Source organism: Aurantimonas marina (genome assembly GCF_017183135.1).
Taxonomy (GTDB): domain Bacteria; phylum Pseudomonadota; class Alphaproteobacteria; order Rhizobiales; family Rhizobiaceae; genus Aurantimonas; species Aurantimonas marina.
Genome location: NZ_JADDXW010000014.1, coordinates 72536 through 84281, shown reverse-complemented (window position 1 = coordinate 84281; position 11746 = coordinate 72536). Strand labels below are relative to the sequence as shown.

Annotated in this window: 14 protein-coding genes; 2 read left to right on the top strand and 12 right to left on the bottom strand. The window is 67.6% G+C overall.

From position 1 onward, the window contains the following. The first annotated feature begins 7 nt into the window (after positions 1 to 7). Positions 8 to 373, top strand: coding sequence for a SpoIIAA family protein (locus tag ING15_RS15290; protein WP_206455702.1), 366 nt, complete (start codon positions 8 to 10; stop codon positions 371 to 373). A 111-nt stretch (positions 374 to 484) separates the two neighbouring features. Then, positions 485 to 1390 carry a LysR family transcriptional regulator gene (locus ING15_RS15285; RefSeq protein WP_206455701.1) on the top strand — a complete coding sequence of 302 codons (906 nt, stop codon included), beginning with the start codon at positions 485 to 487 and terminating at the stop codon, positions 1388 to 1390. Here the strand turns inward: ING15_RS15285 and ING15_RS15280 are convergent. The 12 genes from ING15_RS15280 to ING15_RS15225 all read right to left on the bottom strand — a co-directional run bounded on the left by ING15_RS15280 (position 1387) and on the right by ING15_RS15225 (position 11743). Then, a complete protein-coding gene (locus tag ING15_RS15280) occupies positions 1387 to 1617 on the bottom strand; it encodes a DUF2274 domain-containing protein (RefSeq protein WP_206455700.1) in 231 nt (76 codons plus the stop codon). The two genes, ING15_RS15285 and ING15_RS15280, sit on opposite strands and share 4 nt — an antisense overlap. Then, entirely contained in the window at positions 1617 to 2819 is a 1203-nt protein-coding gene (locus tag ING15_RS15275) for a TrbI/VirB10 family protein (RefSeq protein ID WP_206455699.1), read from the bottom strand. The genes ING15_RS15280 and ING15_RS15275 overlap by 1 nt, the downstream gene beginning before the upstream one ends. Positions 2820 to 2830: 11 nt before the next feature. Next, positions 2831 to 3847, bottom strand: coding sequence for a P-type conjugative transfer protein TrbG (trbG, locus tag ING15_RS15270; RefSeq protein ID WP_206455698.1), 1017 nt, complete (start codon positions 3845 to 3847; stop codon positions 2831 to 2833). Beyond that, entirely contained in the window at positions 3847 to 4527 is a 681-nt protein-coding gene (trbF, locus tag ING15_RS15265; RefSeq protein WP_206455697.1) for a conjugal transfer protein TrbF, read from the bottom strand. Before trbF ends, trbG begins: the two co-directional genes overlap by 1 nt. A gap of 3 nt (positions 4528 to 4530) precedes the next feature. Continuing rightward, a complete protein-coding gene (trbL, locus tag ING15_RS15260) occupies positions 4531 to 5883 on the bottom strand; it encodes a P-type conjugative transfer protein TrbL (RefSeq protein ID WP_206455696.1) in 1353 nt (450 codons plus the stop codon). A 4-nt stretch (positions 5884 to 5887) separates the two neighbouring features. After that, positions 5888 to 6202, bottom strand: a complete 315-nt coding sequence (gene trbK-alt / locus ING15_RS15255; RefSeq protein WP_206455695.1) for a putative entry exclusion protein TrbK-alt — start codon at positions 6200 to 6202, stop codon at positions 5888 to 5890. Positions 6203 to 6207: 5 nt separating this feature from the next. Continuing rightward, positions 6208 to 6969 (bottom strand): P-type conjugative transfer protein TrbJ, encoded by a 762-nt coding sequence (gene trbJ / locus ING15_RS15250; protein ID WP_206455694.1) that lies wholly within the window; start codon positions 6967 to 6969, stop codon positions 6208 to 6210. Next, on the bottom strand, positions 6966 to 9485 hold the full coding sequence (gene trbE / locus ING15_RS15245) for a conjugal transfer protein TrbE (protein WP_206455693.1): 2520 nt from the start codon (positions 9483 to 9485) through the stop codon (positions 6966 to 6968). Before trbE ends, trbJ begins: the two co-directional genes overlap by 4 nt. Positions 9486 to 9504: 19 nt before the next feature. Beyond that, the gene (locus ING15_RS15240; RefSeq protein WP_206455692.1) at positions 9505 to 9783 is read right to left on the bottom strand and encodes a VirB3 family type IV secretion system protein; all 279 of its coding nucleotides are present in this window, start codon (positions 9781 to 9783) and stop codon (positions 9505 to 9507) included. Next, entirely contained in the window at positions 9783 to 10115 is a 333-nt protein-coding gene (locus tag ING15_RS15235; protein WP_206455691.1) for a TrbC/VirB2 family protein, read from the bottom strand. Before ING15_RS15235 ends, ING15_RS15240 begins: the two co-directional genes overlap by 1 nt. Continuing rightward, positions 10112 to 11122 (bottom strand): P-type conjugative transfer ATPase TrbB, encoded by a 1011-nt coding sequence (gene trbB / locus ING15_RS15230; protein ID WP_206455690.1) that lies wholly within the window; start codon positions 11120 to 11122, stop codon positions 10112 to 10114. Before trbB ends, ING15_RS15235 begins: the two co-directional genes overlap by 4 nt. Before the next feature lie 174 nt (positions 11123 to 11296). Beyond that, on the bottom strand, positions 11297 to 11743 hold the full coding sequence (locus tag ING15_RS15225; protein ID WP_206455689.1) for a ribbon-helix-helix domain-containing protein: 447 nt from the start codon (positions 11741 to 11743) through the stop codon (positions 11297 to 11299). Positions 11744 to 11746 lie beyond the last annotated feature (3 nt).

The window sequence follows — 11746 nt, the reverse complement described above, 5'->3', positions numbered from 1 at the left end:
AAGGCACATGTTCAAGGAAGTTCCCGTCGAAGGCGAAAACGTCATCGGCTTCGAGTGCAGCGGCACGTTGACGAAAGCCGATCTGGAGGGCTTGCATGCTGTTCTCGACGTCAAGCTGGAGCGGATGCACAAGCCGTCGCTCGTCATCTTCATGGAGGACTTTGAGAGTTACGAAGATGCGTCGGCCGTTTTGGCGGATGTACGAATCGACATGAAGCACCACGACGACCTGGCTCGCGTAGCTGTTGTCGCCAACAAGGTTTGGTTGAAATGGGGAACATCGTTGGCCGACTTGTTCACAGGCGCTGACTTGAAGTCGTTCGACCCCGGTGATCGCGACGCGGCTCTGCGTTGGGCGCGCGGAGGATCGTAGGTCTGCGCGCCGCAGCTGAATCTGGCAATTTTTGTCGTCCAACTACGGCGCTGATCGCGCGATCGAGAGCGCAGGCAACGCGCGCTGTCCCACGGAGGGCTAGGTGACGCCATGGAGCTGTCTGACCTGAGATCCTTCGTTGACGTTGCGGAGAGGCTCAACATACGGCGCGCCGCGATGGCTGCCGGCGTGCGACCGTCGACGCTGAGCCGGCGCATCGCGAGGATCGAAGGTGAACTGGGCGTGTCGGTGTTCGAGCGCCACGCTTCGGGCGTGAGGCTCACCCGAGCCGGTCGCGATTTCTTCGATACCGCGTCGAACGCCATTCGCGATCTTGAGTTCGGACTGAGACGGGCACGTGCGGCATCGAAGGGAGCCAGCGGTAACCTTCAGATCGGCATCTTTGCCTCGATCGCTAGCGGCTTTTCTTATGCGGCCATCCGGCTGTTTCGGTCGCAGTACCCAGGCGTCGAGATCGATGTGACCGAAGGCGAGCCGAATGTGCTGCTGCGCGGCATCCGGGAGCGCAAGCTTGATGTCGCTTTCGTGACCGGCGACTGCGATCTGCGGGATCTCGACTGCGAGACCTTGTGGTGGGAAGCCGTCGCTCTCGCGCTCGCTAAAGATCATCCAGCGGCACATGCGGAGCGGTTGCAATGGTCGGAGTTGCGCGACGAGCGCTTCATCGTCAGCCTGCAAGAGCCCGGTCCGGAGATCCACGATTGGCTGGTTGCCCGCCTCGGCGGGCTCGGCGAACGGACAAGGATCGTACGGTACGCTGTGGCGCGAGAGACGCTTTTCGTCCTGGTGGGTCTAGGCTTTGGGTTAAGCGTCGTCAGCCGGGCCGGCGTTGGTGTTGCCTATCCCAATGTCGTCTTCAGGCCGGTCGGCGATCCGGACGACATCCTGCCATTCTCGGTTGCCTGGTCGCCCGACAGGGATAATCCGGTACTGCGCAGGTTTCTGTCGGTGATGAGGGCGATGGCGTCCGGTCAACCGCCGCCGCCCGTCGATTAGATCGAACCGCCTCGTGCTCTGCGGGCTCTGGAGAAGGCGCGGTCGGTCGCCATGAACCGCTCCAGCATCGGCGTGACCAAGCGCGACGGCTCGCCGACCGGCTGGCCGGTTTCACGTCCCAGCACCTCGGCATAGGCAACGAGGTCGCGATGAAGCGAGGCCGGCAGCTCGATTGTTAGTTTCACCGGCTTGTCGTCGGCGATCGCTCCGAGTTTCAGCTTCGTCATCAGTGGGCTCCGTAGGGTTCGAGAATGAGGTCGCGCGTCACGATGACCCGCACCGGAAACCCCGGCCGGATCGTGAGCGTCGGCTCCACATCGAGCTGCCGCTTGGCGATCTGCTGGCCGGCGTCGTTGACGGTGTCCTGGGCGCCGCCGCGAATGGCGCGGATCAGTCGATCCTCATCATCGGCGGCAAGCTCGGCGCCGACACCGAGCAGGGTCGACAGCGCGGCGGCCTTGGCGAGATCCCACCAATGGTAGTCGACGCCGTCCTCGAGACCGGCGAAGCCTTGTCGATCGGCGCCCGGCTGGCGCTCCAGCACGATCGATCGCCCGTTCGGCAGGATCAGGCGGTTCCAGACAAGCAGCACCCGCCGCTGTCCGAACGCGACGCCGCTGTCGTACTGGCCGATCAGCCGGGTCCCCTGCGGCAGGAGAAGGTAGCGTCCCGAGGGGCTGTCATAGACGTGGCTCGTGACCTGGGCGGTGATCTGCCCTGGCAGATCGGAGCGGATGCCGGTGATCAGCGCCGCCGGAATGACGGCTCCTGCCTGCAAGACATAGGGACTCGCCGGCGGCACGAACTGGTCGCTCGATACAGTGCCGCGGTCGACGAGACCGTTCAGAAACGCGGCGTGGCGGTCCCGCGAAGATGTGCCATCGCCACCGTAGGGGCCGCCTAGACCCGCCGAGGTCTGTCCAGGTATCGAGGCGCCGGGCACAGCCGTCTGGGTTCCCGCGCTGAAGAACAGTTCGCTGGTGCGCGCGGCCTCCTGTTCCTGAAGACGCCGCTGCTCTTCCGGGTCGGGTCCTGGCATCGGCTGGGCCGGCACCGGGCGACCCTCTTCGCGCGCCCGCACGATCGGCCGGCCGAGGTCCCCCGGAAGCGCCGGGCCAAGTTTTGGAACATCGCGCGGCACGTCCGAATAGTCGGACGGCAGGCGGCGGAGTCCGTCCGCGGTGGGCTGGTTGTCCGTGGTGAAGAGCTCCGTCGGGGCGTCCCCGCCGTTGCGCCCCTGAAGGCTGAAGATGAGGGCGGCGCCGATGCCGAGGCCGGCGGCGACGCCGAGGCCCGCCAGCACCTTGCGCGAGAGTCGGGTGACGCGCGGCGGCGCGGGCCGCAGGCGCAACGCCTCCGCCGGGCCTGGTGACCGGCGGTCATCCCGCACCTCTCCGTCGCGGCCGTCACTGTGCGAGGTGTCGCTCATCGCTGCCTCCGCTATGGCTCTGGGCGTTCGTTGCTTGCGAAAGCTCCACCGGGGCTTCGCATCCGCTGAAGGGGACCACGCCTCATCCCATCGGTTCGGATGATCCGCACCCGCTGCTGGTCCTTGGCTCCGAGACGGAGCTCCGCGGCCGCGAACAGGCGGTCGACGATCAGGATGTTCCCATGGACGCGGCTGTTGACGAGCTCGGGCTCGCCGTCGGAGCCGATGACGAAGAGCGGCGGCATCTCGCCCTGGACGATGCCGCGCGGGAATTCGACATAGACCCGCCTGCCGTCGTCGTAGACGGAGACCGGCCGCCACGGTGGGCGGTCACCTTCGAGGGCATAGCGATGGTTCCGCTGCGCCGCCGGCGGGATGATCGGAGCCGCTGGCACGGCCTGCATCCGCGTCGCCCGCCTCTGCGGATAGGACCAGGCGATCGAGGGCATGTAGGGCGTTTCGCCCGACCTCACCTCGACGAGGTAGGTGCGGCGATCGGTGTTGATGACGAGGTTTGTCGAGATGTCCGGCCGGGTCGGCTTCACGAGGACATGGACCTGGGCGGTATCGCCGGCCCCACTCGTCGTGTCGCCGATGATCCAGCGGGCGGTGTCGCCGGCCGCGATCGGTCCGGTGTCCGTCAGGCGCTCACCGGCCTCGAGGGCGATATTGGTGATCTGGCCGGGCGCGGCATAGACCTGATAGAGCGCGCCCTCGCTGTAGGGATAGATCTGGATGGCGTTGTAGTAGCCTTCGCGCCGTGGCTCGACCCGGGCCGCCGCGTTGGCGTTCTCGACACGCGCTGTCGGCTGCCGCGCATTGGCAGCACCACCGTGACTGGGCGTCCAGGCCGGCGGCGTGTGCAGCGGGCGCGACCGTTCATCGATCACGGCCGTCGGCGCCGCCGGCAGTGGCGGAACGTCGCTGTCGTAGGCGATCTCCGGCGGCTTGACGGTCGCGCAGCCAGCGAGAAGAGATGTCGTGACGATGAGCGCCGGGAGGGCGGAGGTGGAGGGGCGTCGTGCCATCAGCCAAGCTCCCGCGACCAGCTGATGGCATTGACGAAGATGCCGAGCGGGTTCTCGCGCAGCCGCTCGGCGTCACGCGGCGGCCGCACCGCGATGGTGAGGATGGCCGTCCAGCGCTCGGTCGCGGCGAGACTGCCGTCCTGGTAGCGCCGCTCGGTCCAGGCGACCCGGAAGCTGTCGGGGGACGCCCGGATCACGCTCGACACCTCGACCGAGACCTGGACCTTGCCGACGCGCCCGAACGGGTCGTTGGCGCGGGCATGTTCATTCAGCGCCGTTGCGCCGCGGTCCGTCGTGAAGTCGTAGGCGCGGAGCCAGTTCTGGCGGACGATGATGGGATCGACCGGTATCGAGCGGACCTGCTCGATGAAGCGCGCCAGGTGAAAGGCGATCTGCGGATCGGTCGGTCTGTAGTCGGCGACGGCCGGCTCGACGGCCTGGGCCTGGCCGAGTTGGTCGACCTGCACCACCCACGGCACGATCGTGCCGCGCGCCGACTGCCAGACGAGGGCCGAGGCGAAGCCACCGGCAAGGAGGAGCGAGCCGAAAGCCATCAGCCGCCAGTTCTTGGCCTGAACGCGGGCCGAGCCGATGCGCTCGTCCCAGACCTGCGCGGCCCGTTGGTAGGGCGTCTCGGGCTCGGGGGTCTTTCCGTAGTGGGTCGACGTTCTTTTGAACATGGGTCAGCGGTCGCTTTCGGAGAGGTTGACGGAGGAGCCGCCGCCATGCGCGTCGCCGGAGCGGACGGCATGGCCGACGGCCGTGGCGCCATGGCTGAGTGTCTGGGAGCGCTTCATGCGCCGGGCCCACGCCGGCGGGGTATCGGAAGATGGCGAGCCGGCGATCTCGGCGGCTCCGCTGCTGGGCGAGCCCATAGATGATGCGCCGCCGGTCGACTCGGATGCGGCCCTGCCGCCGGCGGCGAAGCTGTTCCTCAGGCTTCCGGTCGCGCCCGACGCAGCCCGGCGGAGCGGTGACATCGCCGCGCTCCCGCCGGCGCGGGCGACGCCGCCAAGGCCCGATGCCACGCCGGCGGCGCCGGATTGTCCGGCCGAGGCGAGGCCGTAGGCGGTCGAGGCGCCACCGGCGACGGCCGCGCCGCCCCGAAAGGCGGCTGCTCCGCCGGAGAGCGCCGCCGCTCCGCCCTTTGCGGCGAGGCCCGCGCCGGCGCCACCCGCCATCACCATTCCACCGGCGGCAAGTCCCGTGCCGACGGCCGCGCCGGCGCCAAGTTGCGGACCGCCCGAGACGATGCCGCCGGCGATCCCCGGACCGAAGATGCCGAGGCCGAGGAGAGACAGCGCGGCGAGCACGATCGCCATCGCATCGTCGATGGTCGGCTCCGCATCGCCGAAGCCGGCGGTGAACTCGCCGAACAGGGTGGAGCCGATGCCGATGATGACGGCGAGCATCAGGACCTTGATGCCCGACGAGATGACGTTGCCAAGGACCCGCTCGGCCATGAAGGCGGACTTGCCGAACAGTCCGAAGGGGATGAGGACGAAGCCGGCGAGCGTCGTCAGCTTGAACTCGATCAGCGTGACAAAGAGCTGGACGGCGAGGATGAAGAAGGCGAGCAGCACCAGCGCCCAGGCAAGGAACAGGCAGGCGATCTGGATGAAGTTCTCGAAGAACGAGATATAGCCCATCAGGCCGGAGATCGATTCCAGCAGCGGGCGTCCGGCATCGAGCCCCGTCTGAGCGACGCGGCCCGGACGCATGAGATCGGCCGTGGTGAAGCCGGTGCCGCTCGCCTGGAGCCCGAGGCCGGCGAAGCTCTCGAAGATGATCCGGGCGAGGTTGTTCCAGTTCGAGATGAGGTAGGCGAAGACGCCGACGAACAGGGTCTTCTTCACCAGCCGGGCGACGATGTCGTCATCGGCGCCCCAGGACCAGAACAGCGCCGCGAGCGTCACGTCGATGACGATCAGCGTGGTCGCGATGAAGGCGATCTCGCCGCCGAGCAGGCCGAAGCCGGAATCGATGTAGCGAGTGAAGACCTCGAGGAAGCGGTCGATGACGCCGGTGCCGCTCATGGTTCTAACGCGCCTCCGTCGTCGGCATGACTGATGCGTCGGGTCGGCGCGCGGTCGGTCCGGTCTCGATGCCGAGAAAGCGGCGGCGGTTCTCGGCCCAGGCGCTAAGGCACATGGGCTCGCGCGCCGCCGCCTCGCCCAGCGCCTGGCAGCGGGTCAGCTCGATCCGCAGGGGACCGAACGCCAAATGCTCCGCGGGTCTCACCGAGGACGCCGGGATTACCGGCTCTTCTTCGCGGGCCATCTCGACCGCCGTTGCCGTCAATGCGACGGCAACGACGATCACGGCCGCGAGCCGGGCGAGTATCTTTCCGTCCATCGTTCTCAGTTCCCGTTCGGGAACATGCGGGCGTTGCCCGGCTGGTAGCCGGCGCCCGGAGTGAGGAACCGGCGACGCTGCTCTCGACCCTGTTCGGCGGCAGCGGTCTGTTCCGCCGCGGACAAGGCGTCAGCTCGCCCGTTCGCCGCCACGACCGCGGTAAGGTCGGCGAGCTGCTGCGCCTGAAGAGCGAGGAGCTGGTTGCCCGCCTGCGTTGCCTGAAGCGCGCCGACGGCGCCCTGGCTTGCCTCCACCAGCGCCGACATCTCGGCCTGGGTCCTGTCGATGTTGCCGACGACACCGGCCTGCACGCGCAGGGCGTCCCGCAGCCCACTGAGCGTATTCCGCCAGCGCTCGCGCGCACTGGCGATCAAGTCCTGGTCTGAGGCCGAGATCGGAGTGTCGCCATAGGTGGTCTGGAACGCACGATCCACGTCGCCGACATCGAAGGCGATGTTCTGGGCCTCGGAGAGCAGCGCTTGCGTCCGCTGCACAGACTGCTGCAGCTGCTGCAGCGAGGAGGTGGGCAGGCTCGCGAGGTTGCGGGCCTGGTTGATCAGCTCCTGGGCTTCGTTCTGGAGCGAGGTGATCTGGTTGTTGATCTGTTCGAGCGCCCGGGCCGCCTGGATGACGTTCTGCGCGTAATTGCTCGGATCGTAGACGATGCGCCAGGCATGGGCTGGCTCGGTCAGGATCGGCGAGATCGCGACAGGGGTCGCCAGCATCAGCGCGGCGAAGCTCAGCTTCGACAAGGGTTTACGGGTCATCGGGACGTCTCCTTTTCCGTGGGTGGCGTCGGGTCGGTCGTGGCGCTCGGTCCGATCGGCTCTTTGCGCTCGGAGGGCGGTTCCGCCCTGTCGAGATTGATGAGATCGGGGATGAGGTCGGCCGCCCAGGCGACGTCGCGCTTGCGCAGCCACGCGGGGAGGAAGCCGTCGCGGCCTTGGCTTGCGAGGATCCGCTCGATGGCGGCCTGGTCGGATTTCGAGGAGGTGGCGCAGAGCGCCAGCGCGACCTCGCCGAGGCCGAGCTCGAAGAGCCGGTTGCCGCGCCGGGACTGGCAGTAATAGTCGCGCTTCGGCGTTGCCCGCGCGAGGATCTCGATCTGCCGGTCGTTGAGGCCGAAACGGCGATAGATGGCGGTGATCTGCGGCTCGATGGCGCGCTCGTTCGGCAGCAGCAGACGGGTCTGACAGCTCTCGATGATCGCCGGCGCAATCACCGAACTGTCGATGTCGGAGAGCGACTGCGTCGCGAACACGACAGAGGCGTTCTTCTTCCTCAGCGTCTTCAGCCACTCGCGGAGCTGGCCGGCGAAACCCTGGTCGTCGAGCGCCAGCCAGCCCTCGTCCACGATCAAGAGGGTCGGCCGCCCGTCGAGACGGTCCTCGATGCGGTGGAACAGGTAGGCCAGGACGGCAGGCGCCGCCCCCGTGCCGATCAGTCCCTCGGTCTCGTAGACCTGGACCGATGCCTCGCCGAGCCGTTCGGCTTCGGAATCGAGCAGCCGGCCATAGGGCCCACCGACGCAATAGGGCTTCAACGCCTGCTTCAGGGCCGAGGATTGCAGGAGGACGGAGAGGCCGGTGAGCGTCCTCTCCGCGAGTGGTGCCGACGCCAGCGAGGTCAGCGCCGACCAGAGCAACTCCTTTACGTCCGGCGTGATGGTGACGCCCTCGCGCATCAGGATGGCGACGATCCAGTCGGCGGCCCAGGCGCGCTCGGGCGTCTCGTGAATGCGGGCCAGCGGCTGGAGCGAGACCGAGGCGGCCGCACCATCGGTCAGTTCGCCGCCGAGATCGTGCCAGTCGCCACCACAAGCGAGAGCGGCGGCGCGGATCGAGCCGCCGAAGTCGAAGGCGAAGACCTGCGAGTTCTGATAGCGGCGGAATTGCAAGGCCATCAGTGCCAGCAGAACCGACTTGCCGGCGCCGGTCGGGCCGACGACGAGGGTATGGCCGACATCACCGACATGCAGGGAAAAACGGAAGGGTGTCGAGCCTTCGGTCCGTCCGAAGAGGAGAGGGGGCGCTGCTAAATGCTCGTCCCGCACCTCACCCGCCCAGACCGCCGACAGCGGGATCATATGGGCGAGATTGAGGGTGGAGACCGGCGGCTGCCGGACATTGGCGTAGACATGGCCCGGCAGACTGCCGAGCCAGGCATCCGCTGCGTTGATGGTCTCGGTCATCGCGGTGAAGTCACGGCCCTGGATCACCTTCTCGACGAGTCGCAGCTTCTCGTCGGCGATAGCCGGGTTCTCATCCCAGACCGTGACGGTCGCCGTGACATAGGCCTGGCCGATCAGGTCGGAGCCGAGTTCCTGCAGCGCCAGATCGGCATCCGCCGCCTTGTTGGCGGCGTCGCTGTCGACGAGCGTTGACGCCTCGTTGGTCATCACTTCTTTCAGGATGGCGGCGACCGACTTCCGCTTGGCGAACCACTGCCGGCGGATCCTGGTCAGCAGGCGCGTCGCCTCGGTCTTGTCGAGCATCACGGCGCGGGTCGACCAGCGATAGGGAAAGGCGAGCCGGTTCAGCTCGTCCAGGATTCCGGGCGTCGTCGCTGTCGGGAAGCCGATGATGGTGAGGATTCGGAGATGCGCGCTGCCCAGCCGCGGTTCGAGCCCGCCGGTGAGTGGCTGGTCGGCCAGCAACGCGTCGAGATACATCGGGATCTCGGGGAGGCGGACGCGGTTCCGCTTCGTCGAGATGGTCGAATGCAGGTAGGTTAGCGTCTCGGCGTCATCCAGCCATGCGCATTCGGGCATGAAGCCCTCGATAAGCTGGAGCAGGCGGTCGGTTCGGTCGACGAAGCCGCGCAGGAGTTCGCGCGCGTCAACGCCGCTCTGCGCCTTGCCCTCGTACAGCCAGCTCTCGGCTCGGGCGACGTCCTCGGCAGCCGGCAGATAGAGAAGCGTGAGGAAATAGCTCGACTCGAAATGCGCGCCTTCCTCCTCGAAGTCAGCCTTCCGTTCGGCATCGACGAGGGCCGACGCGGCCTCGGCGAAGGTGCTGGTCGGATAGGCGCCGGCGCGATGGCGCTGGGCTTCGACGAAGATTGCCCAGCCGCAGCCGAGGCGGCGGAAAGCGTTGTTGAGGCGCCCGGCGACGCCGACCAGCTCGGCGGGCACGGCGCTGTCGAGGTCGGGGCCTCGGAAGTGGACGGTGCGCTGGAACGAGCCGTCCTTGTTCAGGACGACGCCCTGGCCGGCGAGGGCGACCCAGGGCAGGAAGTCCGCGAGGCGGGTCGAGGTGCGGCGGTATTCTGCAAGGTTCATCATGGCGCGGTTCTCCCTGGCCTCAGACGTTCAGATGGCCGGGGATGCGCAGATGCCGGCGCACCACATCGACGAACAGCGGATCGCGCTTGGCCGCCCAGACCGCGGCGAAGTGGCCGACTGCCCAGAGCGCCAGGCCGACCAGCCAGAGGCGCAGACCGAGGCCGAGCGCCGCCGCCAGCGTGCCGTTGAGGATGGCGATCGAACGCGGCGCGCCGCCGAGCAGGATCGGCTCGGTCAGAGCGCGATGGACGGGCGCGAAGAACCCGCCGACGGGCGCTTCCGAGGCGAAGTCCGACATCAGACGAGCACCCCGCCGCCGAACGAGAAGAACGACAGGAAGAAGGAGCTGGCGGCGAAGGCGATCGACAGGCCGAACACGATCTGGATGAGCTTGCGAGCCCCGCCGCTGCTGTCGCCGAAGGCCAGCGTCAGGCCGGTGATGATGATGATCATCACCGCGATGATCTTGGCGACGGGCCCCTCGATCGACTCCAGGATCGACTGAAGCGGCGCCTCCCATGGCATGGACGAGCCGGCGGCTTGGGCGGCGGGTGAGAGGGACAAGGTGACGAAGGTCACCACGGCCGCGGTCGCGATGCGACGGCGGATGGTTGAAGCGTTTTGGATCATGACGGATCTCCTGCGAGGATCTGGTTGTCGAAGAGGGTGGCGTCGGGCGTTGCGACCGGGCCGACGCGGTAGTCGCCGGACGGCCCGACGCCATCGACTGCGGCGAGCTCGACGAGGCGGCGCATGGAGCCGCGTCCGGCTAAGACGGCGATGACATCGATGGTCTCGGCGATCAGGGCGCGTGGCACGGTGACGACGGCTTCCTGGATCAGCTGTTCCATCCGGCGTAGCGCGCCGATCGCCGACCCGGAATGGATGGTGCCGACGCCGCCAGGGTGCCCCGTGCCCCACGCCTTCAGAAGATCCAGCGCCTCGCTGCCGCGCACTTCGCCGATCGGGATGCGGTCAGGGCGAAGGCGGAGCGACGAGCGCACCAGTTCGGACAGCGACGCGACGCCATCCTTGGTGCGCAGCGCCACGAGGTTCGGCGAGGCGCATTGCAGCTCGCGCGTATCCTCGATCAGCACGACGCGGTCGCTTGTCCTGGCGACTTCGGCAAGAAGCGCATTGGTCAGGGTCGTCTTGCCGGTCGAAGTGCCGCCGGCGACGAGGATGTTCTTTCGCGCGGCGACGGACGCACGCAGCGCCTCGGCCTGACCGTCGGTCATGATGCCGGCGGCGACGTAGTCGCCGAGGGAGAAGACGGCGACGGCGGGCTTGCGGATAGCGAAGGCCGGGGCGGCCACCACCGGCGGCAATAGGCCCTCGAACCGCTCCCCCGTCTCGGGCAGCTCCGCCGAGACCCGCGGTGAACCGGGATGGACCTCGGCGCCGACATGGTGGGCGACCAAGCGGACGATCCGCTCGCCATCGGCCGGCGACAGCCGTTCACCCGTATCAGCGAGCCCTTCGGAGAGATGGTCGATCCAGAGCCGCCCATCGGGGTTGAGCATCACCTCGACGATCTGCGGATCTTCCAGGAACCCAGCGATGGCGGGGCCGAGCGCCGTGCGCAGCATGCGCGCGCCGCGTGAGATCGCCTCGGATTGCTGGTGAGATGTCGCCACGTCGTCCCCGTCCTTTGCGGGACCGCGCGATGGGCGGCCCTGGATCGCGGATGATTAGAAGGGGCAGAAAATGGGGCCTGGCAACAAGTTCAAGGGGGTCGTCGCACCGTGGCGTACAAATAGAGGGAAAGGACGGAACGCAGGAACGCTTCCGACCGGCCTTTGGAAGACGGCTCAGCCGTTTTTAGGCGATTCGTCAGGCTCTTCGGTCGAGGCGATGCCACCGATATCGTCGGGGATTTCCCTCAGAAAGCTCTGTCCCTTCTGCAGGCGCCGGCCCAGCACCTCGATGAACCCCTCAAACCGCTCGCGGCCCTTGATCTGAGCGGCGGCCTGGGCGTCGTTGGGCAGGGGTGGCGTGATGGTCAGCCAGAAGCGGACGAACAGCGCCAGCGTTTCCGCGGTGACACCGAGATCGCGCTCCATGCGCTGCACCTGTCGTGAGAGCCGATCGAGGCGGCGGGTGAAAGCCGCCTCGCGCCGGTCGGCGCCGTCTGGCGACAGGAAGGAGGCGACCGCCGCCTCGACGATCGCCGAACGCGAGAGCTTCTTGCGATCGGCAAGCTCGGCGATCTGCTTCAGCATCTCGGGTGGAAAATAGACATTCATCCGGTCGCGCATGGG